12 protein-coding genes and 10 pseudogenes are annotated in these 23,258 nt (G+C 53.7%); 9 read left to right on the forward strand and 13 right to left on the reverse strand.

Annotation, left to right across the window (positions count from 1 at the left end):
* Positions 1-53: 53 nt before the first annotated feature.
* Positions 54-1,692 (reverse strand): annotated as a pseudogene (gene groL / locus ABDK09_22295) (chaperonin GroEL).
* Positions 1,693-1,746: 54 nt separating this feature from the next.
* Positions 1,747-2,037 carry a co-chaperone GroES gene (locus ABDK09_22300; GenBank protein ID XAW89397.1) on the reverse strand — a complete coding sequence of 97 codons (291 nt, stop codon included), beginning with the start codon at positions 2,035-2,037 and terminating at the stop codon, positions 1,747-1,749.
* 251 nt (positions 2,038-2,288) lie between these two features.
* Between ABDK09_22300 and ABDK09_22305 the strand changes: the two genes are divergently transcribed.
* Positions 2,289-2,906 carry a metalloregulator ArsR/SmtB family transcription factor gene (locus ABDK09_22305; protein XAW90802.1) on the forward strand — a complete coding sequence of 206 codons (618 nt, stop codon included), beginning with the start codon at positions 2,289-2,291 and terminating at the stop codon, positions 2,904-2,906.
* Between the two features lie 149 nt (positions 2,907-3,055).
* Positions 3,056-3,404 (forward strand): annotated as a pseudogene (locus ABDK09_22310) (DUF3135 domain-containing protein).
* Between the two features lie 73 nt (positions 3,405-3,477).
* On the opposite strand, the gene ABDK09_22315 reads toward ABDK09_22310, so the two are convergent.
* Both ABDK09_22315 and ABDK09_22320 read right to left on the reverse strand, forming a co-directional pair.
* Positions 3,478-3,936, reverse strand: a complete 459-nt coding sequence (locus tag ABDK09_22315; GenBank protein ID XAW89398.1) for a DUF805 domain-containing protein — start codon at positions 3,934-3,936, stop codon at positions 3,478-3,480.
* Between the two features lie 32 nt (positions 3,937-3,968).
* Entirely contained in the window at positions 3,969-4,316 is a 348-nt protein-coding gene (locus tag ABDK09_22320) for a 5-carboxymethyl-2-hydroxymuconate Delta-isomerase (GenBank protein XAW89399.1), read from the reverse strand.
* Between the two features lie 231 nt (positions 4,317-4,547).
* Between ABDK09_22320 and tpiA the strand changes: the two are divergent.
* Together tpiA and ABDK09_22330 are read left to right on the forward strand one after the other, a co-directional pair.
* Positions 4,548-5,319 (forward strand): annotated as a pseudogene (gene tpiA, locus ABDK09_22325) (triose-phosphate isomerase).
* Positions 5,320-5,520: 201 nt separating this feature from the next.
* Positions 5,521-6,891 (forward strand): MATE family efflux transporter, encoded by a 1,371-nt coding sequence (locus tag ABDK09_22330; protein ID XAW89400.1) that lies wholly within the window; start codon positions 5,521-5,523, stop codon positions 6,889-6,891.
* A gap of 160 nt (positions 6,892-7,051) precedes the next feature.
* Here the strand turns inward: ABDK09_22330 and rraA are convergent, their stop codons facing one another.
* From rraA to priA, 7 genes and pseudogenes are all read right to left on the reverse strand, one after another.
* Entirely contained in the window at positions 7,052-7,606 is a 555-nt protein-coding gene (gene rraA / locus ABDK09_22335) for a ribonuclease E activity regulator RraA (GenBank protein ID XAW89401.1), read from the reverse strand.
* A gap of 75 nt (positions 7,607-7,681) precedes the next feature.
* Positions 7,682-8,599, reverse strand: a complete 918-nt coding sequence (locus ABDK09_22340) for a 1,4-dihydroxy-2-naphthoate polyprenyltransferase (protein XAW89402.1) — start codon at positions 8,597-8,599, stop codon at positions 7,682-7,684.
* A 126-nt stretch (positions 8,600-8,725) separates the two neighbouring features.
* Positions 8,726-10,058, reverse strand: a pseudogene (hslU, locus tag ABDK09_22345) (HslU--HslV peptidase ATPase subunit).
* 33 nt (positions 10,059-10,091) lie between these two features.
* A complete protein-coding gene (gene hslV / locus ABDK09_22350) occupies positions 10,092-10,649 on the reverse strand; it encodes an ATP-dependent protease subunit HslV (protein ID XAW89403.1) in 558 nt (185 codons plus the stop codon).
* 131 nt (positions 10,650-10,780) lie between these two features.
* Positions 10,781-11,335, reverse strand: coding sequence for an SPOR domain-containing protein (locus tag ABDK09_22355; GenBank protein ID XAW89404.1), 555 nt, complete (start codon positions 11,333-11,335; stop codon positions 10,781-10,783).
* A gap of 128 nt (positions 11,336-11,463) precedes the next feature.
* Positions 11,464-12,472 (reverse strand): annotated as a pseudogene (gene cytR, locus ABDK09_22360) (DNA-binding transcriptional regulator CytR).
* Positions 12,473-12,796: 324 nt separating this feature from the next.
* Positions 12,797-14,999 (reverse strand): annotated as a pseudogene (gene priA / locus ABDK09_22365) (primosomal protein N').
* A 352-nt stretch (positions 15,000-15,351) separates the two neighbouring features.
* Here priA and rpmE point away from each other — a divergent pair.
* Positions 15,352-15,570, forward strand: a complete 219-nt coding sequence (rpmE, locus tag ABDK09_22370; GenBank protein XAW89405.1) for a 50S ribosomal protein L31 — start codon at positions 15,352-15,354, stop codon at positions 15,568-15,570.
* A 250-nt stretch (positions 15,571-15,820) separates the two neighbouring features.
* Positions 15,821-17,102 (forward strand): annotated as a pseudogene (locus ABDK09_22375) (malic enzyme-like NAD(P)-binding protein).
* Between the two features lie 187 nt (positions 17,103-17,289).
* On the opposite strand, the gene metJ reads toward ABDK09_22375, so the two are convergent.
* The gene (gene metJ / locus ABDK09_22380) at positions 17,290-17,607 is read right to left on the reverse strand and encodes a met regulon transcriptional regulator MetJ (GenBank protein ID XAW89406.1); all 318 of its coding nucleotides are present in this window, start codon (positions 17,605-17,607) and stop codon (positions 17,290-17,292) included.
* Between the two features lie 332 nt (positions 17,608-17,939).
* On the opposite strand from metJ, the pseudogene ABDK09_22385 reads away from it, so the two are divergent.
* The 3 pseudogenes from ABDK09_22385 to metF all read left to right on the forward strand — a co-directional run bounded on the left by ABDK09_22385 (position 17,940) and on the right by metF (position 22,734).
* Positions 17,940-19,107: pseudogene (locus ABDK09_22385) on the forward strand (O-succinylhomoserine (thiol)-lyase).
* Positions 19,107-21,520, forward strand: a pseudogene (locus ABDK09_22390) (bifunctional aspartate kinase/homoserine dehydrogenase II). Before ABDK09_22385 ends, ABDK09_22390 begins: the two co-directional pseudogenes overlap by 1 nt.
* Before the next feature lie 319 nt (positions 21,521-21,839).
* A pseudogene (gene metF / locus ABDK09_22395) lies at positions 21,840-22,734 on the forward strand (methylenetetrahydrofolate reductase).
* Positions 22,735-22,823: 89 nt separating this feature from the next.
* On the opposite strand, the gene zapB reads toward metF, so the two are convergent.
* Entirely contained in the window at positions 22,824-23,066 is a 243-nt protein-coding gene (gene zapB / locus ABDK09_22400) for a cell division protein ZapB (GenBank protein XAW89407.1), read from the reverse strand.
* Positions 23,067-23,258 lie beyond the last annotated feature (192 nt).

Consider the following 23,258-nt stretch of genomic DNA (forward strand, 5'->3'; position numbering starts at 1 on the left):
GCATAAAAAAGCCGGAGTGTTCACTCCGGCTCTCTTATGCATCAGGGGGATGATTACATCATGCCGCCCATGCCACCCATGCCGCCCATATCAGGCATTGCTGGGCCGTCTTTCTGTGGCAGGTCAGTCACCATAGCTTCTGTGGTGATCATCAGGCCAGCAACAGACGCTGCAAATTGCAGTGCGCTACGGGTTACTTTAGTTGGATCCAAGATACCCATTGCGATCATATCGCCGTATTCACCAGTGGCTGCGTTGTAACCGTAGTTACCTTCACCCGCTTTCACGTTGTTGGCAACCACAGACTCTTCATCGCCTGCGTTTCTTAGTGATTTGACGGATTGGAGCTTCCATCGCACGCAGAGCAACGCGGATACCAACGTTTTGCTCTTCGTTGTCGCCAGTCAGCTCAGTCAGTTTAGATGCAGCACGGATCAGAGCCACACCACCACCAGCAACCACGCCTTCTTCTACTGCTGCACGAGTTGCGTGCAGAGCATCTTCAACGCGGTCTTTCTTCTCTTTCATTTCAACTTCAGTTGCTGCGCCAACTTTGATTACCGCAACACCGCCAGCCAGTTTAGCCACGCGCTCTTGCAGTTTCTCTTTGTCGTAGTCAGAAGTTGCTTCTTCGATTTGCTGACGAATCTGAACCACACGGCCCTGAATCGCTGCTTCATCACCGGCACCGTCGATAACTGTGGTGTTTTCTTTGGTGATGGTGACACGTTTCGCCTGACCCAGGTCTTCCAGAACCGCTTTTTCCAGTTCCAGACCGATCTCTTCAGAGATAACAGTACCGCCAGTCAGGATTGCGATATCCTGCAGCATCGCTTTACGACGATCGCCAAAGCCAGGTGCTTTCACAGCGGCTACTTTCACGATACCACGCATGTTGTTAACAACCAGTGTTGCCAGCGCTTCGCCTTCTACGTCTTCTGCGATGATCAGCAGCGGACGAGATGCTTTCGCTACGCCTTCCAGTACTGGCAGCAGTTCACGGATGTTAGATACTTTCTTGTCAACCAGCAGGATGAACGGGTTTTCCAGATCAACGCTGCCCGCTTCCTGGTTGTTGATGAAGTAAGGAGACAGGTAACCGCGGTCAAACTGCATACCTTCTACTACATCCAGCTCATCTTGCAGAGCCTGACCTTCTTCAACAGTAATTACGCCATCACGGCCGACTTTTTCCATCGCCTGAGCAATGATGTTACCCACGCTTGAATCAGAGTTCGCAGAGATAGTACCTACCTGCGCGATTGCGTTGTTGTCTGCACATGGTACAGATAGCGCTTTCAGCTCTTCAACTGCCGCGATAACCGCTTTGTCGATACCGCGCTTCAGATCCATCGGGTTCATGCCCGCAGCCACGGCTTTCAGACCTTCATTCACGATAGCCTGTGCCAGTACAGTCGCGGTAGTGGTACCGTCGCCTGCTGCGTCATTTGCCTGAGACGCCACTTCTTTAACCATTTGTGCGCCCATGTTCTGGAATTTGTCTTCCAGTTCAATTTCACGCGCAACAGATACACCATCTTTAGTAATAGTTGGTGAACCAAAAGATTTGTCCAGTACCACGTTACGGCCTTTAGGGCCCAGGGTTACTTTTACTGCATCAGCCAGAACGTTTACACCTTCCAGCATTTTTACTCGAGCGTCATTACCAAATTTTACGTCTTTAGCAGCCATTTTGTATTTCCTCTCTTGAATTCGGTTTTAATTAATCGTTTTGATTCGGAGCAATTACTCAACGATTGCCAGAATGTCGTTCTCAGACAGAATCAGTACTTCTTTGCCATCGATTTTTTCTGACTTGGTGCCGTAGCCTTCTGCAAAAATCACTGCATCGCCAACTTTCACGTCCAGAGGCAGAACTGTACCGTTTTCCAGAATGCGGCCTTTACCTACTGCAAGCACTTTACCGCGAGTTGACTTTTCAGCTGCAGAACCAGTGAGAACAATTCCACCAGCAGATTTAGATTCAACTTCTTGGCGTTCAACGATAACTCGGTCATGTAATGGACGAATATTCATCGGTCGTCTCTCCTGATTAAATTTCCATTTGGTTGATGTAACGCTGGGTGACCAGCTTGTGAATGTTATGTGGGGGATAAAACAGCATAACCCAAGGGGGTGAAGTGAAAAAAATGTGATGAAATTAACGAATCTGCGCAGTCATTCACCAGCCACTGCACTGCGGCACGTTTTCCTTGCTTGTGTATAGTAAATAATTTGCTTTATTAACCTGATTATCCATAATAGATCAGAGGAATAAGAGGGAAATGATGAAGACGATCGACCGGATTTTGCACACCATCAAACGTGAAGGTGCCGTGACCGCCAAACAGCTTGCCGAAGACTTAGGGATCACGACCATGGGGGCGCGTCAGCACCTGCAGGCATTAGAAGATGATGGTGTCCTGGCCTTCCATGATGTGAAGGTCAAAGTCGGCCGTCCGACCCGCCACTGGTCCCTGACCAAACAGGGCCATGATCAGTTTGCCGACCGCCACGGCGAGCTGACCATTCAGGTTATCGAAGCGGTGGAACACATTTTCGGTAAAGAGGGGCTGGCTAAAGTCGCTGCCGAGCGTGAAGCACAGACACTGGCCCAGTATCAGCAAGCGGTGCAACACTGCCCTGATCTGGCCGCTAAGCTGGCAAGACTGGTCGAACTGCGCGAGCAGGAAGGCTACATGGCCGAACTGGAACAGACCGAGCAGGGCTACCTGCTGGTGGAAAATCACTGCCCTATCTGTAAAGCCGCCAAACGCTGTCCGAATCTGTGTCAGTCAGAGCTCAACGTGTTTCAGCGCCTGCTCGGCGATGAATGCCGGGTGGAGCGCAGTGAACATATCATTGCCGGTGAGCGGCGCTGTACCTACCAGATTTATCCGCTCTGATCAGGTGCTGACAGGCTGTCACACCGACAGCAGTCAGCACTGTCTCATTTTTGAGAAGACCCCATAGCCGCCGGGCAGTATGCTGTTTTGTCTCTTATGCTTTAGGTATTGATAAGTTCATCAATGCCACACTGGCACAGGAGCAAGCCATGTCCCCCCCACATTCCCATGAAGCCCTTCAGACACTGCCACCGTTTGATGAGCTGGTCGAAATGGCCAAAACCGATCCGGATGGATTTAGCCGCTTTAAGCACACCATGTGTCAGGAGATGATTCAGTCGGCCTCAGATACTATGCAAGCCAGACTGCAGGCCCAGCAGAGCCACATCGACCTGATCCTCAGTCAATGCAAAAACCCCGACCACGCCAATGTGACCCTGATGCGCGAAACTGTCGATGCAGATGGTAAAATTCCGCAACGCGCTGGATGGCGACCTGGATGAACAGAGTGAAGCGCAGGTTATTCCATTCCGGCCGCGCAATGACACCTGGCGCTAACGCTCATACCGCAGAGCACGACTAGCCCGCAAAGCGTAGTGTAAAATCAGCAAGTGTTGATAAATCAGCGCTTTCAGCGCTGCTCCGGCGGGCCGAACCGGTTGTGGTCTTCGACGGCGGGTAACAAGCCACACTCAATTAAAATCCAGCTGCCACACAGCAGCGCCAGCAGAGTCGCTCCGGTATCCAGCAAGGTTGGCGTGGCGACCATATCATCTTCAGCGCCCGGCACCATCATACGCCCGATCACCAAAGGCACATTAAGCAACAGCCACCAGCTGGTTTTATTGCGATCGTGCCAGCGTTTGGCGGTTACGGCCAGATCGGGGATGAGCAATACCAGCAGCAGCAAAGGGATCAGCAGCGGAGCCAGCCCGGGCACCAGGCGGTTACACAGTTGAATAAAGACCACGATGCTCAGGTAATAGCACAGATTCCAGATCCAGAATGTACGCCGTCCGACCCGGCCCTGAAAAGAGAACAGCAACTGCTGTAAAAATTGTGAATCCAAAGACATAACTCTTAACGACATAACCTCTCCTTTGGGCCCGGACCGGCAGAATGTCAATGCATCACACTGCGGAAACAGGCCTGATCCAATTCACGAATACTGACCGATAAGCTGCGTACCTGCCCGGTCTGGCTGTCGAGCACTTGCATCAGCTGCTGCGATAACGTTTGCTTCTGCTCGGCGCTGTAACCGGACATCACTTCGACACTGATATAGATAAAGTCTTCACTGTCCGCCTGATCACCAATCAACCAGTGATGGCAGCGCAGGGTGCGCGATTTCACCGTCAGCACATCAAATAATCTGCACTCAATCATCACCTGATGGAGATCTTCCAGCAGCCCCTGCACATTGACGCGCTCCTCGACCGAATTAGAGTACTCCAGCACCAAATTAGGCATATTCACTTCCCTGTTACGTCATTTCATCATAGTAAACTGACACTAATAGCAAGTCGCAGCACAAAATCCGAGCATATCCCCTCTATTCTGTATAGCAGATCACTGCCGCACGCGTGCCGCACTGGATAAGATCCCAGAAAGTCATGACCGGAGTCATGATCTGCTCAGTTTTATCTGTTATATTCAGTCGCAATCAGGTTTTTTTTATTAATTGAAATTGGAGATATTCCTATGCGTCGTCCTGTAGTGATGGGGAACTGGAAACTAAATGGCAGCAAAGCAATGGTAACTGAACTATTGGCTGGCCTGAATGCAGAACTTGAAGGTGTAACTGGTGTTGACGTGGCAGTAGCGCCACCAGCTCTTTACCTGGATCTGGCTGAGCGTCTGATCGCAGAAGGCGGCAACAAGATGATCCTGGGTGCACAAAACACTGACCTGAACAACAGCGGTGCGTTCACTGGCGATATGTCTCCGGCTATGCTGAAAGATTTCGGTGCTTCTCACATCATCATCGGTCACTCAGAGCGTCGTGAATACCACCACGAATCAGACGAGTTTCGTTGCGAAGAAATTTGCGTTCCTGAAAGAAAACGGCCTGACTCCGGTTTTCTGTATCGGTGAATCTGAAGCGCAAAACGAAGCGGGCGAAACTGAAGCAGTATGCGCACGTCAAATCAACGCAGTGATCGACGCTTACGGCGTAGAAGCTCTGAACGGCGCAATCATCGCTTACGAACCAATCTGGGCAATCGGTACAGGTAAAGCAGCGACTGCAGACGATGCACAGCGCATCCACGCTTCTATCCGTGCCCTGATCGCAGTAAAAGATGCAGCGGTTGCTGAGCAAGTGATCATCCAGTACGGCGGTTCAGTAAAACCTGAAAACGCAGAAGCTTACTTCGCACAACCAGACATCGATGGTGCTCTGGTTGGCGGCGCATCTCTGGATGCGAAAAGCTTTGCAGCGATTGCTAAAGCAGCAGCAAAAGCAAAAGCTTAATCGCTTTTAGCAGTAAAAAAGGTCGGCTTGCCGGCCTTTTTTCGTTGCTGCGCCTTCCCGCCAGCGCGCTAGTGCCTCCCGGCAATATCAGGTATCCTTGTCATATTGCGCTGCCACACTCGCCTAGCCGTCTTCACCAGTGCCCACAAGCGCGAGTCTCCCGGCGGCTTCACACACCACCAACCCGCTTGCAGAAACAGTATGAACGATAAACACGGCCTGCTCTCGGCACCGATTGCGCTGGTATTGCGCCAGATGACTATCCCTATGGTCGTCGGCATGATAGCGATTCTGATGTTCAATCTGGTCGACACCTTTTTCATCTCTCTGCTCGGTACTGATGCCCTGGCGGCGATCAGTTATACCTTTCCGGTCACGTTTGCCGTCAACTGTATCACCATGGGCATCGGCGTTGGCTTATCGACCAGCATCGGCCGTCTGCTCGGCCAGGGCGATGCCCCGGATGCGGCCCGTTTTGCCACTCATGGTCTGATACTGGCTGTGTGTCTGGTCACAGTCGCCTCACTCAGTGGCTTCTTTACCATCGAGCCGCTGTTTCTGGCACTCGGAGCCAAACCTGAGCTACTGCCGCTGATCGAACAGTATATGCAGGTGTGGTACCTGACGATTCCGCTGCTGGTGATCCCGATGGCCGGCAACAGCGCAATTCGCGCCACCGGTGACACCAAAACACCGGCTAAAATGATGCTGCTGGCCGGAGCGATTAACGGCGGCCTCGATCCGCTGCTGATCTTTGGCTACGGTCCGTTTCCCGAACTGGGTATGCAGGGCGCGGCGATTGCCAGCGCTGTATCCTGGCTTGGGGCTCTGCTTGGCTCTGGTTATGTGCTGATCAAACGCGAACACCTGCTGGCTGTGCCGCGCCTCAGTCATTTGCTGCACGACTGGCGCCAGATCCTGAAAATCGGCACACCGGCCGCACTCTCCACCGCCATGAACCCGCTGTGCGGAGCCCTGCTGATGAAGCTGCTCTCCGGTCACGGTACGGCAGCGGTGGCGGCTTATGGTGCGGCACAGCGGATTGAATCCATTCTGATTCTGGTGCTGATGTCACTGACTTCGGTGCTGACGCCGTTTATGGCGCAGAATCTGGGCGCGGGGAATCCGCAGCGCAGTTTTGCCGGCCTGTTCCTTAGCCTGCGTTTTGCCCTGCTGTTTCAACTGATGATTTTTATCATGATGGTGCCACTGAGTATTCCGCTCGCAGCGCTGTTCTCCCAAGAGCAGGCGGTACGCGACCTGTTGTGGCATTACCTGTTGGTGGTGCCGTTCAGCTATGGCTTTCAGGGAGTGGTAATGATGCTGGTATCAGCGCTGAATGCCCTGCATCTGCCGCTCAAGGCGTTTCAGTGGAGTTTTATGCGCCTGTTTGTGTTTACCCTGCCCGCGGCCTGGCTCGGGTCATGGCTGTTCGATATTGAAGGGTTATTTATCGGCATTGCCTGCGGTAATGTACTGGGCGGCTTGTTTGGTTATCTGTATGCCGTGCTGCTGCGCCGCCGTTTTAGCGCCGCGCAAACCCAATCGGACAGCTCCGCGGCGACGCACTAAACCGGCCACGTCAGTCGTATGGCTGTCCTTAACCAGCATCGCTTTATGTCTGCCAGCCATAATCTGCCGCCAGCAACAAGAACACGTCTGCTGGCAACAAGAACACTGTCTGCTGGCAACAAAAAAGCCGGCAGTCAGGCCGGCTTAATTTCAGCAACGATCAGAGCAGTCTGTCGTCATCATCCAGAATCTCTTCCAGTTCTTCCAGCACTTCATCTTCTTCACTGTCGAGACCACTGTTAAGCGGTTCTTGTGACAAGATGATGCCGGTATTGTCCGCATAGAGATAATCTTCCGGCAGGAAAGTGACACCACCGAAATTGACCGGTACATCCACTTCACCAATCCCCTGCGCGGTGGCACCGACCGGAATCGAGGCCATGGCCTGAATACCGATACTCATGTCTTCCAGCTCGTCCACTTCACGTACACAGCCGTAGACCACGATGCCTTCCCATTCGTTCTCTTCTGCCAATGCCGCCAGTTCAGCGTCAATCAGCGCTCGGCGCAGTGAGCCGCCACCGTCGATCAGCAATACCCGGCCCAGGCCGTCCTGTTCGAGGGTTTCGCGGATAAGACCATTGTCTTCAAAACATTTAATGGTCGTGACCTGCCCCGCGAAGGAAGCACAGCCGCCAAAATTGCTAAACATGGGTTCTACCACATCCACCTGGTCGAGATAGATATCACATAACGCAGAGGTGTTATATTCCATAGCTTGAGTCTCTTTGCGAACAGTCTTTAAACGAGTATATCGGGTCGTTGAGTCAATGCAATGACATTGTGCACATTAACTCGTCAGAGTTTGCGCGATAACTACCCCAACAAACAAAAGGTTAGTCACCAGCGAACATTTGACGATCGCCGGTAGCATAGGGGCAATCTGGGCCGGCTTTTGCGTCGCCCACACTGCACGGCTGTGGCGGGTAACAATAATCAGGCTGAGCAGAAACGGCAGGCTGATCCAAACTGGTTTACTCTGCATCAGCAGATAGCCGCCAAACGCCACCAGCGCGCCAGCCAGCAGCAGAAAGTGATACTGCTTGGCTCGTTGCTGCCCCAGACGCACCGCCACGGTACGCTTGCCGCACTCGGCATCATTCTCGATGTCACGCATATTATTGACATTGAGCACCGCGACCGCCAGCAGACCGCAGCCTAACGAGGGCAGAAACAGGCTCCAGTCAATCGAGCCGGTGTGCAGAAAGTAAGTGCCGGATACGCCGAGCAGACCAAAAAAGATAAACACCGACAAATCACCCAGGCCGACATAGCCATACGGCTTATTACCGACGGTATACGCAATCGCGGCCGCCATCGCCAGTACGCCAAGACCAATAAAGGCCAGAATGCTCTGCAGACTGTCGAGGGCATACAGCACCAGTCCCAGGCCGGCAATGATGGTCAGCACCACATTAATGATGATCGCCTGCTTCATGTCAGCCAGCGATACCTCACCAGACTGGATGGCGCGCATCGGACCGAGACGTTTTTCGTTATCGGTGCCTTTGACGGCATCACCGTAGTCATTAGCAAGATTAGACAAGATCTGCAGCAGCGTCGCGGTTAACAGCGCCAGCACTGCAATGGCCGGAGCAAAACGGCCGGATGAGAAAGCCAGAGCACTGCCGGTAAAAATCGACACCAGTGCCAACGGCAGCGTTTTAGGGCGGGCGGCGTCAAACCAGATACGTAATGAATTCTTCATAGTGATGAGAGATTGATCAACATACGTTCAGTATACGCCCAATCTGAGAACACAAAAAAGCCCACCAGATCAAGGTGGGCTCAGAAAAATGCACAATTTTATACTGTCAGAGTAAAACCGGGGCGATTACAGGATGAAACGGCTCAGGTCTTCGTCTTCCACCAGCTCACCCAGACGAGCTCTGACATAAGCACCGTCAATGGTCAGGCTGTCGCCGGCTTTTTCGGTGGCGTCAAACGAGATTTCATCCATCAGACGCTCCATCACAGTATGCAGACGACGGGCACCGATGTTCTCCGTGGTCTCGTTGACCTGCCACGCAGCCTCTGCGATCTGCTTGATGCCGTCTTCGGTAAAGTCGACATTCACATCTTCCGTTTTCATCAGCGCAATGTACTGTTCGGTCAGTGAGGCTTTTGGTTCGGTCAGGATGCGCTTAAAGTCATTGCTCGACAGCGCTTCCAGCTCAACACGAATCGGCAGACGGCCCTGCAGCTCAGGGATCAGATCCGATGGCTTCGCGACCTGGAAACGCGCCCGAAGCAATAAACAGGATATGGTCGGTACGCACCATGCCATGCTTGGTCGATACCGTGCTGCCTTCAATCAACGGCAGCAGATCACGCTGCACCCCTTCGCGGGACACATCCGGACCTGAGCTTTCGCCGCGTTTACAGATTTTGTCAATCTCGTCGATAAACACGATGCCGTTGTTTTCAACATTGTAAATCGCCTGCTCTTTGAGCTCTTCCTGATTGACCAGCTTAGCCGCTTCTTCTTCAGTCAGTGCTTTCAGCGCTTCTTTGATTTTCAGCTTACGCTTTTTCTTGGTGTCGCCACCCAGATTCTGGAACAGACCCTGCAGTTGGTTGGTCATCTCTTCCATACCCGGAGGTGCCATAATCTCTACGCCCATCTGCGGCGCAGCGACTTCGATCTCAATCTCTTTATCATCCAGTTTATTTTCACGCAGTTTCTTGCGGAAAATCTGGCGGGTATTGGAAGACTCATCGTTGTGCTCTGCCTGCCCCCACGCATCGCGCGCCGGTGGCAGCAAGGCATCCAGAATACGCTCTTCCGCCAGCTCTTCGGCGCGGAATTTCACCTTCTCCATCGCCTGCTGATGGGTCAGTTTCACGGCCACATCGGTCAGATCGCGGATGATGGTCTCGACTTCTTTACCCACATAGCCCACTTCGGTGAACTTGGTGGCTTCGACTTTGATGAACGGCGCGTTGGCCAGTTTGGCCAGACGGCGGGCGATTTCAGTTTTACCCACACCGGTCGGACCGATCATCAGAATATTTTTCGGCGTCACTTCGACCCGCAGGCTCTCTTCGAGCTGCATACGGCGCCAGCGGTTACGCAGTGCAATCGCAACCGCTCGTTTCGCTTTATCCTGCCCGATGATGTGACGGTTCAGTTCATGGACAATCTCACGAGGAGTCATTTCAGACATAATGCTTTCCTTCAATTCGGTGGCTGGCAGCGCTTACTGATCGCTGGTCGCTGGCAGCATTCCCTCAGGGATCTCCAGCTCTTCAATCGTATGATGGTGGTTGGTGAACACACAGATGTCACCGGCAATCTTCAGGGCTTTTTCCGCAATCTCGCGCGCATCCAGCTCGGTATTTTCCAGCAGGGCAATCGCCGCCGCCTGGGCGTAGTTACCGCCGGAACCAATCGCAATCAGGTCATGCTCCGGCTGCAGCACATCCCCATTACCGGTAATGATCAGCGACGCGGTTTCATCTGCCACCGCCAGAATTGCTTCCAGGCGGCGTAATGCACGGTCACTGCGCCAGTCTTTCGCCAGTTCAACCGCGGCTTTAGTCAGGTGTCCCTGGTGCATTTGCAATTTACTTTCGAAACGCTCAAACAGCGTGAATGCGTCCGCCGTACCACCCGCGAATCCGGCCAATACTTTGTTGTTGTACAAACGACGAACTTTGCGCGCGTTGCCTTTCATCACGGTATTGCCAAGCGAGACTTGTCCGTCACCTGCGATGACAACTTTGTTATTACGACGTACAGATACGATGGTAGTCACTAGGAACCCCTTTGTGGTTTTCACTATCAAGATAGTGGTTATATGAGGCTGGAAAATCAAAATTCAAGGGAAAGAATCGCCGCCCCAACGCAAAACGCCCGGAGAAACTCCGGGCGTTACTGATATCAGGTTTACTGCTGCTCTTTCCAGATAGCGCAGGGTTCAATCTTGGCACGCTGCAGCTTATGCTTGTCGCGCTCGGCATCGCGCTTGAACTTGTACGGGCCGAGTACCACCCGAAACCAGCTGCTGCCTTCCTTATTGCGGATCTTACTGCTCAGGCCCTGAAAAGCGATATCCAGCTTGCGGGTTTCCGCCTGGTGCATGGTTTTGTATGCCCCGCACTGCATGATGTAAGGAATGTCCGACACCTGCAGTTCTTTAGCTTTGACCTCAATCTGGCGATTAGGCAGCGATTCCACGTAATCCCACTGTTCGGTCGGTGGTGGCGGCAGGCTGTTGGCCGGCTGCGGTTTACTGACCGGCAGCGGCTTGGTTTCCACCACTTGCGGTGCGGGTGGCTCGGGATCCTGACTGAGCTGATACAAACCATAGCCAAAGCCGCCCGCCAGCAAGAGAGCCAGCAGACCACTGCGCCAGGGTTTTCTGCGTCGGGGAGTGGGAGTTGTTTTCCGGGTCGGCTTTTTCGGACTACGACCGCGTCTTACATAATCTTTATTAGCCACAAACTATTTCGAAAGTTGACAATTTTGTCTTCATGTTAATGCAGTTTCCTGCCGGATAACAGAGCAGAAATGGAAGCGGCGTGTCAAAATACGCCGCTCACACTGAGATATTACTCGCGCTTAAAGCGCTAGATTGCACGTGGCGGAGCCGCGCTGTCGCGCACCACCAATTGGGTTTCCAGTAAGCGTGAACCGGCCTGAACATCATTGCCACGCAGTAATTCCAGCATCATCAACATGGCCTGACGGCCAATCTCATAACGCGGCTGGGAAATGGTGGTCAGCGGTGGATCGCAGTACTGGGCAAACTGAATGTCATCGAAACCGACCACTGACAGATCCTGCGGCACTCGTGTACCCAGACGTTTGGCTTCCTGAATTGCCCCAATCGCCATGGTATCGTTGTGGCAGAAAATCGCCGTCGGCGGCTCGGACAGCGCCAGCAGCTGACGCACAGCCTGAGCACCCGATTCAAATGAGAAATCACCACTCACACTGTAGTCCGGATTGCGGGTAATCCCCGAGCGGCGCAGTGCCTGCTGGTAACCCTGCTCGCGGAACTGGCACAGCACGGCCGTATCCGGGCCGGCAATTTGCGCAACCCGCTTGTGGCCCATCTGAGTCAGATAGTTAACCGCTTCAAACGCCGAGGTCAGGTTATCAATATGTACCGTTGGCAACTCCAGTTTCCGGGGCAAACTCACACGCCATTACCATCGGCGGCAGGTTTTTCTGTTCCGGCTTACTGACATCAAACGGCAGGTCGGTGCCGAGCAGCAGCATACCGTCCGCCTGCTTGGTGAACACCAGATTCACAAATGAGCTTTCACGTTTTTTCTGCTGACCGCTGTCACCCAGCAACACCAGATAACCGTGCTCCATCGCCGCATCTTCAATGCCGCGGATGATCTCGGTGTAATACGGGTCACAGATATCCGGCACTATGGCCACAATCGTTTTGGACTCATTGCGACGCAGATTGCGTGCGAGAGAGTTAGGGGAATAACCAGCTTCTAACACCGCCTCTTCAACCCGTTTACGGGTCGAGGAAGAGACTTTCTCGGGATTCATCAGAGCACGCGACACTGTCGCCGTTGATACGCCTGCAAGCTGGGCAACATCCTTCATTGTCGCCATAGGGGGTACTGTCCTCTTTTCTCGGTTCTTAATAAAAATTCATCGTGTCTGAGACACTGATTATCGTTATAGAGCGCCGCCGGGCATCCGGTTTGGCTGCTAACATTGCTTGGATTCACGCTTACCTGCTGCACGTTCGCTTAAGGTTCGCCACATTTACGCCAGCGAAAACGATTCACTGCGTGATTATGGCATTTAGTGTATTCCTTTCCGATGGGAAAGTTACGGTCTGATTAACAATTCTTGCATCACAAGTGTGATTTTTATCACGATAAGAAGGATTTCATTTTCTGACAATTTTACCAGCAAGCCGGACGGGCCAGCTTAGCTCAAATCCTGCGGTTCAATGTCCAGCGTCCAGCGCACTTTCGTCGCCAGCGGCAACATCTGAATAGCCGGGCGCGCGCTGGCTAACAGCTTCTGCATCACCGAGCGGCTTGGTGCCTGCAGCAGCAACTGCCAGCGGAATTTTCCGGCCCGCTTGGCCAGCGGTGCCGGCGTCGGCCCCAGTACCAGACAGCCCTGCTCACTGAGCGGATGAGCTTCCAGCGTGTGGCGTACCTGACGCAGAAAATCTTCCACCTGCTGCGCTTGGTTGCCTTCGGCGCGAAACAGGGTCAGAAAAGTGTACGGCGGCAGTTGTGCCAGCTTACGCTCAGCCAGTGCGGTTTCGGCGAAATGGGTGTAATCCTTGTTGAGCAACGCCTGTAATAAGGTGTGCTCCGGATGGTGAGTCTGCAGCACCACTTCACCCGGCTTGCTCGCCCGTCCGGCCCGACCCGCCACCTGGATAAACAGCTGAGCCAGACGTTCAGAGGCGCGAAAATCACTGCTGTACAGCGAGCCATCCACATCCAGCAGCGCCACCAGGGTCACATCCGGAAAGTGGTGGCCTTTGGCCAGCATCTGAGTGCCGATCAAAATCTGATATTCATTATTGCGAATCGCTTTCAGCGCCGATTCCAGGCTGCCCTTGCGCCGGGTACTGTCACGGTCAATCCGAATCGCCTTGTAGTCCGGAAACAGTTCCCCCAGCTGCGCTTCCAACTGCTCGGTGCCGACACCGACGGTGACCAGATGAGTCGAGCCACAGCCCTGACACTGGTGGATCACCGGACGCTGCGAGCCGCAATGGTGACAGCGAATCTCGTTACTGTACTGATGGTAGGTATAGTAAGCGTCACAACGCTGGCAATCGGCTATCCAGCCACATTCGTGACACATCAGCGCCGGAGAAAAGCCACGCCGGTTGAGGAACAGCAGCACCTGATTGCCCTGCGATAAATGGCGCCGCATTTCCGCAATCAACGGCGCGGATAAACCGCTTTCCAGATACAGGCCTTTGACATCCAGCACCCGGTTGGTGGTCGGGCGCGCGGTCCCGGCACGCTGGGTCAGATGCAGATGATGGTATTTGCCGCTCAGGGCATTATGCAGCGTTTCCAGCGCCGGAGTGGCACTGCCGAGCACAATCGGGATCTGCTCCAGATTGGCGCGCATCACAGCCACATCGCGCGCGTGATAGCGCAGGCTGTCCTGCTGTTTATACGAAGAGTCATGCTCTTCATCGACAATGATAATGCCGAGATCGGCAAACGGCGTCAGCAGCGCGGAAACGGGTACCAATCACGATACCGGCCACTTTGTCGCGCGCGGCCAGCCAGGCATTGAGACGCTCGGTTTCATTGAGACCGGAGTGAATCACCTCAACCGGTACATTGAACCGCTTACGAAAACGGTTAATGGTTTGCGGTGTCAGGCCAATCTCCGGCACCAGCACCAGCGCCTGGCGGCCTTGCTCCAGCACCGGCTTGATAAGATTAAGGTAGACTTCGGTTTTACCCGAGCCTGTCACGCCCTGCAGCAGATAACAGCCGAATGCCGGCTGATGGTTGACCGTCGCAATCGCAATCGCCTGCTCAGAGTTAAGCTTGGGCTTATCGACCGCGGCTTCCGGCTCTGCCGGCCAGGGCCGGAACTGCGGACGCTTTTCACTGACTTCAATCCAGCCTTTGTCCTGCAGAGTGTTAAGTGTCGCACTCGACACTTCCTCATCCTGCATGATCTGATGCGGTACCGGGCCTGAGGCGACCAGATTCATCACCTTGGCCTGTTTAATCGCACGCCCAAAGCCCTGCATCAGCTGATCGCGCCCGGCGGCAGTAATGAGCCACTCTTTGCTGCTGGCAAAATCAGCCGCTTTGCCTTTACGCAGCGCCCCCGGCAGAGCATTGGCCAGGGTCTCGCCCAGCGGATGCTGATAAAACTGACTGCACCATTGCAGCAGGCGATACAGTTTATCCGGCCACACCGGCTGAGTATCGAGCACGGCCTTGAGCGCTTTAAGCTGCTCACGCGGAAACTCAGACTCCTGCACCAGTGCAGTCACAATGCCGACCAGAGTCTGGCGCCCGAACGGCACAGAAACGCGGCCGCCGATAATCGGAAACAGGTGGCCGGGAATCAGGTAATCAAATTGCTTATCAAGCGGCACCGGCAGGGCAACGCGAGCAATAGTTGGGCGCATAACAATCCGTCAGCAATAAAGTCAGTTAAGGACGCCACAGTCTACTGGAAGACGGGCATAAATTCGACCCGCACATGGCGGGCAAAAGGCCGCACGCCGCACACCGGCAGCAGTTCGGGTATCGGGTCTGGCGGCCAGCGGAGCCAACCAGCCATGCTCTGAGCGGCTGTTTTCTGTTGCTGGCTAAAATAACGCCGAAATCGGTTGATCCGGGCAGGCAGATTCATTAATATATCGCGCCTTAATGGTCCTCAGCAGTTCGCTGTGACCATGGCAATCGTATTATTAACGTTACGTGTGGTGTCCGGCTCAGACTCGGATGGCGACACGGCCCAATTTTTGAGGTTATCCCATGAAAGCTGGTATCCACCCAGAATACAAAGAAGTAAATGCAAGCTGCTCTTGCGGCAACACTTTCGTTTTCAAATCTACTCTAGGTAAAGAAGAAATGCACCTGGACGTATGTGACAAGTGCCACCCATTCTACACTGGTAAGCAACGTGTTGTTGACACTGGCGGCCGTGTTGATCGCTTCAACAAGCGTTTCGGCGCACTGTCAAGCAAGAAGTAATTTTTACTTTACGCGAAGATTTCAAAAAGGACGCTACGGCGTCCTTTTTTCATGCCTGCCGTTTTAATACCTGCCATCTGCCCGCTCCCCGTTCTATGACTAAAGTCTATCCTGATCACAAAACAGCTGGTCTTATCAGCCAAAAACTCACGCATTTTGTACGATTATACAGCACCCCTGCCTAGTCACTATTTCAGGCATCAACTAGAATGTGCGCCCCTTTTCCAAAAATAATAAGAGAACCTCCCCTATGTCCGACGACAATCGTCAAGAATTAAGCGCGGAAGAAGCATTCCGTCAACGTGCTCTGGATTACCACGCGCAGCCGACCCCGGGTAAAATCGCGGTCTCGATCACCAAACCGGCTGACTCAGCCACTGATCTGGCGCTGGCTTACAGCCCGGGCGTGGCAGAACCAGTACGTGAAATCGCTCAGAATGTCGATAACGTTTACAAATACACCGCCAAAGGCAACACAGTGGCGGTGATCTCAAACGGCACCGCGATCCTTGGCCTGGGTAACCTGGGACCAATGGCCTCTAAACCGGTCATGGAAGGTAAAGCGCTGCTGTTCAAACGTTTTGCCGGCCTCGATTCCATTGATATTGAAGTTAAACACCGCACCATCGATGAGTTTATCGACACCGTCGCTAACATCGCTGACACCTTCGGCGGCATCAACCTGGAAGACATCAAAGCGCCGGACTGTTTTGAGATCGAGCGTCGCCTGATTGAACGTTGTGACGTGCCAGTGTTTCACGATGACCAGCACGGCACGGCGATCGTAACCGCTGCAGGCATGCTGAACGCGATTGAACTGCAAGGCAAAGAGCTGTCTGAGTGTGTGATTGTCTGTCTGGGTGCGGGCGCTGCAGCAGTGGCGTGTATGGAGCTGCTGATTAAGTGCGGTGCGATGCGTGAGAAGATCTACATGCTCGACCGCAAAGGTGTCATCCACACCCGTCGTGACGACCTGAACCAGTACAAGCAGCTGTTTGCCAACAACACCGACAAACGCACACTGGAAGATGTGATTGCCGGCGCGGATCTGTTTCCTGGGTGTATCAGGCCCGAACCTGCTGTCTGCCGACGCGCTGAAGCTGATGGCTGACAAGCCTGTGGTGTTCGCCTGCTCTAACCCGGATCCGGAAATCAAACCTGAGCTGGCTCACGCCGTGCGTGATGACCTGATCATGGGCACCGGACGCAGTGACTACCCGAACCAGGTCAACAACGTGCTGTGTTTCCCGTTCATCTTCCGTGGCGCGCTGGATGTACGTGCCAGCGAAATCAATGATGAGATGAAACTGGCGGCGGTCGAAGCGATTCGACAACTGGCCAAAGAAGAAGTGCCGGCAGCCGTACTGCAAGCCGCAGGCAGTGACAGCCTGACCTACGGTCATCAGTACATTATTCCTAAACCAATGGATCCGCGCCTGCTGCCTCGCGTGGCCAAAGCGGTCGCACAAGCTGCGGTTGACTCTGGTGTCGCACGTATCGAGATGCCGCTTAACTATATGCAGGATAAGTAAGCAGCAAGATAAGTCACCCGGCATGGAAGGTAAATAACCCAATATGCCGGACAAACAATCCGCTGACAGAATCGTTAATCCTGGCGGGTTAAAAATGCCCTGATGCTTAAAATGATCTGAGCGCTAAAAATGCAAAAACCCTGGTCACTGACCAGGGTTTTTTTATGCTGATGCGGTGCACAGCGACTTAGTCGTCATATGCCTCAAACTCAATACCCATCGCCGTCATCAGCGCTTTGGCCTCGGTCGGAATGTCATCCGGACGGTCTTTACGCAGGTCTTCGTCGGTTGGCAGCGGCTGACCGGTGTAGGCATGCAGAAACGCTTCACACAGCAGTTCACTGTTAGTGGCATGACGTAAATTATTGATCTGTCGACGAGTACGTTCATCCGTCAGCACTTTAAGTACCTTAAGCGGAATCGAGACAGTGATCTTTTTGACCTGCTCGTTCTTCTTCCCATGTTCCGCGTACGGGCTAATATATTCGCCGTTCCAGTCTGCCATTGCGCACCTTCGTAAATTTGAATTCGAGTTGAGTTTTTCAAAGACCCCAATTTTAGCGGGATTTACTGCCATAAGCAAAGACATATGGACGTCTAGAAGCGTTGACGTCTTCTTTTTTGACCAGTAAAGTGTGATGTTATTCACCGGTGTGAACATTTGCCTCATCGCTCACCCCGGAATTGGATTTACACATCGCCCGGAATTGTTTGAAATCCACTTATCGCCCAGGCCGCGCAACCACGCGCCGGGCCCGTACCGAAAACGGTCGCAGACTGATGTTCGGTACCTGCTTTCAACAATTCAGGAAACACCAGACAGGAAAGGAAACGCTCATGACCAATCGCAAGCCAGCCACCATCGCGGTTTCGCACCGGTATTGAATCTGACACTCAGTACCACGCCGTTGTTCCACCCATTTATCTCTCAACCAATTATGGCTTTCCTGCATTTGGTGAAGTGCCAAAATACGACTACACCCGCTCCGGTAACCCGAACCGCGGCCTGCTGGAACAAGCCCTGTCTGAACTGGAATCCGGCGCGGATGCGGTAGTCACCAACTGCGGCACATCAGCACTTAACCTGTGGGTCTCGGCATTCCTGTCGCCGGGCGAAATCATTATTGCACCACATGACTGCTATGGTGGTACTTACCGTCTGTTCAATACCCGCGCCAAGAAAGGCGATTTCAAAGTTTTGTTTGTTGACCAGTCTGACGACGCGGCAATGGCCGCAGCTTTTGCCCAGAAGCCAAAACTGGTGCTGCTGGAAACGCCGTCTAACCCGCTGGTACGTGTAGTGGATATTGAGAAAATCTGTCAGCAGGCGAAAGCAGTCGGCGCTCTGGTCGCGGTCGACAATACCTTTTTGACGCCTGTGTACCAAAAGCCGCTGCTGCTTGGTGCCGACTTCGTCGTGCACTCGACCACTAAATACCTCAATGGTCACTCGGATGTGATCGGCGGTGTGATCATCAGTAAAGACGCCGAACACGCCACCGAGCTGGCATGGTGGGGTAACTGTATCGGCGCCACCGGCACGCCGTTTGACAGCTACATGACTCTGCGTGGCCTGCGCACCCTGGGTGCACGTATGCGCGTGCATGAAGAGAGCTCGCAGCAGATCCTCGATTACCTGCAAGGCCAGGAGCTGGTCAAAGTGATTTACCACCCTAGCCTGCCAAATCATCCGGGCCATGACATCGCCAAGAAACAGCAGCTTGGCTTTGGTTCAATGCTGAGCTTTGAATTCGGCGGTTCATTCGAGCAGCTGAAATACTTTGTCGGTGAACTGCAGCTGTTCTCACTGGCCGAATCACTGGGCGGTGTGGAAAGCCTGGTGTGTCATCCGGCCAGCATGACTCACCGCGCGATGGGCGAAGAAGCGCTGGCCGAAGCCGGCGTCTCTCAGCAGTTGCTGCGTCTGTCGGTGGGTCTGGAAGATGCGACCGATCTGATTGCCGATCTCGACCAGGCCTTCAACAAAGCCAAGGAGGCCTTTTAATGTCGGTTTCACGTCAGCTGCATAAATTTGGTGGTAGCAGTCTTGCGGATCCGGAATGTTATCAACGAGTCGCGCACATTCTGCGTGACTATTCTCAGGCCGACGATCTGGTGGTGGTTTCTGCAGCCGGTAAAACTACGAACCGCCTGATTGAATTTCTTGAAGCGCTCAACAAAGACGGCCGCGCCGCGCACGAAGCGCTGCAGGCCCTGCGCCAGTTTCAGGTCCAGTTGATTGAAGGTTTGCTGGAAGGCGAAGCAGCAGATCACCTGCTGACCGAGCTGAGCGGCGAGTTCGTCGCACTGGGCGAGCTGACTGCACCGCTTAGCAAAGCGCAGCAAGCCGCGGTTTCTCGGTCACGGCGAACTCTGGTCTGCCCGCCTGCTGGCGGCGCTGCTTAACCAGCAGCAATTGCCGGCTGTGGCTCAGGACGCACGTGCGTTTCTGCGCGCTGAAACCGGCACTCAGCCGGAAGTCGATCGCGCCCGCTCTTACCCGTTACTGAAAGAAGTCCTGGCCCAGCATGCCCATCACCGGGTGATCATCACCGGCTTTATGGCGCGCAACGAGCAAGGCGAAACCGTACTGCTCGGCCGCAACGGTTCTGACTACTCAGCAACCGTGATCGGTGCTCTGGCCGATGCCGAACGCGTCACCATCTGGAGTGATGTGGCCGGCGTGTACAGCGCCGACCCCCGTCTGGTGTCGGATGCCTGTCTGCTGCCATTACTGCGCCTGGATGAAGCCAACGAACTGGCCCGTCTGGCCGCTCCTGTGCTGCACAGCCGTACCTTACAACCCGTCGCACAAAGCGCGATGGAGCTGCAGCTGCGTTGCAGCTACCAGCCAGAGTCGGGGTCGACCCGGATTGAGCGTGTGCTGGCCTCCGGCCGCGGTGCCAAAATCATCACTTCACTGGACGAAGTCCTGCTGCTGGAACTGGCCTTTGGCCAGGGTCACGACTTTGCCCGTGCTCAGGCTGAAGTACTGGAAAAACTCAAACGTGCTCAGCTTGAACCGCTGGCTTTCGAGCTGCAGGCCGATCAGCACTGCCTGCGTCTGGCTTACACCACAGAGATCGCCTCCGGCGCGCTCTCCTTGCTGCAGGATGTGGCGATTGAAGCCGAGATTCGCCTCAAAGAGGGCTTCGCTCTGGTCGGCGCTGTCGGTGCGGGTGTCACCAAAAATGCCCAGCACAGCTACGGCTTTTTCCAGCAACTGAAAAATGCGCCGGTCGAATTTATCAGCGAGGCCGAATCCGAGCTGAGCCTGGTTGCGGTGCTGCGTCAGTGTGATGTCAACCCGCTGGTGACCGGTCTGCATACCCAGCTGTTCCAGGCCCAGAAGCGGGTCGGACTGGCGTTGTGCGGCAAAGGCAACATCGGCTCAAGCTGGCTGAAACTGTTCGCGGAACAAAAAGACGACCTGGAAAAACGCTACGGCATGAACTTCGAGCTGGTGGCCGTGATCGACAGCCAGGCGTATCTGTTTAAACCGCAGGGTATTGATGCCGCCTCGGTACTCAACAGCTACGCCGATGAAGCGCAGCCGAACGACGGTCATACCTGGCTTAAACAGCTGGGCGCCATCCGGGGCTATGATGAAGTGATTGTGCTCGATGTTACCGCCAGCGCCGACATTGCCAGCCTGTATCCGCAAATCGCCGAACAGGGCATGCACCTGATCTCTGCCAACAAAGTGGCAGGTTCTGCTTCGGGGGATTACTACTACCAGGTTAAAGATGCCTTCGCCAAGATCAGCCGTCACTGGCTGTACAACGCCACCGTAGGTGCCGGTCTGCCGATTAACCACACGGTCCGTGATCTGCGTGAGAGCGGCGACGACATCACCGCCCTGTCGGGCATTTTCTCCGGCACTCTGTCCTGGTTGTTCCAGCAATATGACGGCAGTGTACCGTTCAGCGAACTGGTTGATCTGGCCTGGCAGCAAGGACTGACTGAACCGGACCCGCGTAATGACCTCGACGGCTCAGACGTGATGCGCAAACTGGTGATTCTGGCGCGCGAATCCGGCCTGGACATCGAACCGGACAGCGTCAAAGTCGAGTCGCTGGTACCGGCCGAAACTGCAGGATTTGTCGCTGGATGATTTCCTGGATCGCAGCCAGCTGCTCAACGAGCGTCTGGCCGAGCGTCTGGCCCGCGCCCAGAAGCAGGACAAGGTGCTGCGTTACGTTGCGCGTCTGGAAAAAGACGGTAAAGCTACGGTCGGTGTCGAAGCGCTGGATAAAGAGCACCCGCTCGCCAACCTGCTGCCGTGTGACAACATCTTCGCCATCGAGAGTAAATGGTACCGCGATAATCCGCTGGTGATTCGTGGCCCGGGGGCCGGACGCGAAGTTACCGCCGGTGCGATCCAATCCGATCTCAACCGTCTGGCTGGTCAGCTGTAATCACCACTCTGCTCACGGCTAAAAACGGCTACTGATAAAAAACGTACAAAGCTCGCCTGTTTGGCGAGCTTTTTTACTATTATTCTGTAGAAACATACGTTAGCAGGATAAACGTCGAATATCACCTTCAGACACGTCAATGACGTGTAATTGCTGACATTATTGTTGAAATAAGCTCACGATCAACATGAAAAAAATTCATATTTACAATGTTGACATTAAAATGTATTCAAGACATTCTGTGGCCATATAGACGTCTAAACGTCAATTTCAATTTAGTGTTCGCGTTGTGGCCGCCGTATGCCACAAGGAGAGGAAAATGGGATACACGCACGCCAGTCATATCGATGCTCTGAATCAGAACATCGCTGATATTTCAGACATCAACGTTTCATTTGAGTTTTTCCCGCCGAGCACACCGCAAATGGAAGAGACGCTGTGGAATTCAGTGCATCGTCTGAAAACCCTGCAACCGAAATTTGTTTCGGTGACTTACGGGGCAAACTCCGGTGAGCGTGACCGTACCCACTCAATCATTAAAGCGATCAAAGACCAGACCGGCTTGGTCGCGGCTCCCCACCTGACCTGTATTGACGCATCACGTGACGAGCTGATTCAAATTGCTGACGATTACTGGAACAACGGCATCCAAAGTATCGTTGCCCTGCGTGGTGACATTCCTAAAGGCGGCGGTAAACCAGATATGTACGCGTCTGATCTGGTCGCGCTACTGAAATCACGCCACGACTTTGACCTGTCAGTGGCCGCATTCCCGGAAGTACACCCGGAAGCCAAGAGCGCGCAATCTGACCTGCTGAACCTGAAACGCAAAGTCGATGCCGGTGCTAACCGTGCCATCACCCAGTTTCTTCTTTGATGTTGAAAGCTACCTGCGTTTTCGTGACCGCTGCGTATCGGCCGGTATCGATGTAGAAATCGTTCCGGGTATCCTGCCGGTGTCTAACTTCAACCAGGCACAGCGCTTCGCTGCGCAGAACAACGTCAAAGTGCCGAGCTGGATGGCGAAACAGTTTGAAGGTCTGGATGATGATCCGGTCACCCGTCAGCTGGTAGGTGCCAGCCAGGCGATTGACATGATTCGTATCCTGTCGCGTGAAGGCGTGAAAGATTTCCACTTCTACACCCTGAACCGCGCAGAGATGACCTACGCCCTGTGTCATACCCTGGGCGTACGTCCGAACAAGCAAAAATAATCGGCTATTTGCCTGCCGGGCGGCAGGCATAACCAACCTGCAAAAACGCCGACCAGATGGTCGGCGTTTTTTGATTCTTCAGGTCGTCGTTATTCAACGTCGTCCATTTTACCCAGCAGGCTGCGGATACGCTCTTGCCATGCTGCGTGTTCTTGTTGAACTTGCTGCGCACGCTGCTCCAGCGCTTCACGCTCGGCTTTCAGCTCAGAAGCTTCAGTAGTCAGCTTCTGTTTCTCTTCTTTCAGTTCTTCAACTTCCATTTGCAGCAGGGCGATTGTATCAACCGCAGTTTGAATTTTCGCTTCTAATTGTTCTAGCACTTCAAAAGACATGGTACTTACCTTTTCTTGATTCGGTCGAGGTGACGGTCACTTCAGTTATCTTTCCATTCTACTCAGCCAAGCGCAGAGAAACACTCACTATATTCGATATTTTGCGCCATTCGCTTAAAAAAACAGCGCAAATTGACCTGGCGTTAACTTTACCAGCGGTTAACAAACATCCAGCCGCAAAAATTGTCTTAT

Source organism: Vibrio sp. CDRSL-10 TSBA (genome assembly GCA_039696685.1).
Lineage (GTDB): Bacteria > Pseudomonadota > Gammaproteobacteria > Enterobacterales > Vibrionaceae > Vibrio.

Excerpts from the sequence above, each read along its gene's own strand:
- ABDK09_22315 (XAW89398.1), bottom strand. The coding sequence starts at position 3,936 with ATGTCGTTAAGAGTTATGTCTTTGGATTCACAATTTTTACAGCAGTTG.
- zapB (XAW89407.1), bottom strand. The coding sequence starts at position 23,066 with ATGTCTTTTGAAGTGCTAGAACAATTAGAAGCGAAAATTCAAACTGCG.
- ABDK09_22330 (XAW89400.1), top strand. The coding sequence starts at position 5,521 with ATGAACGATAAACACGGCCTGCTCTCGGCACCGATTGCGCTGGTATTG.
- ABDK09_22300 (XAW89397.1), bottom strand. The coding sequence starts at position 2,037 with ATGAATATTCGTCCATTACATGACCGAGTTATCGTTGAACGCCAAGAA.
- ABDK09_22320 (XAW89399.1), bottom strand. The coding sequence starts at position 4,316 with ATGCCTAATTTGGTGCTGGAGTACTCTAATTCGGTCGAGGAGCGCGTC.
- ABDK09_22305 (XAW90802.1), top strand. The coding sequence starts at position 2,289 with ATGAAGACGATCGACCGGATTTTGCACACCATCAAACGTGAAGGTGCC.
- metJ (XAW89406.1), bottom strand. The coding sequence starts at position 17,607 with ATGGCAGACTGGAACGGCGAATATATTAGCCCGTACGCGGAACATGGG.
- rraA (XAW89401.1), bottom strand. The coding sequence starts at position 7,606 with ATGGAATATAACACCTCTGCGTTATGTGATATCTATCTCGACCAGGTG.
- ABDK09_22340 (XAW89402.1), bottom strand. The coding sequence starts at position 8,599 with ATGAAGAATTCATTACGTATCTGGTTTGACGCCGCCCGCCCTAAAACG.
- rpmE (XAW89405.1), top strand. The coding sequence starts at position 15,352 with ATGAAAGCTGGTATCCACCCAGAATACAAAGAAGTAAATGCAAGCTGC.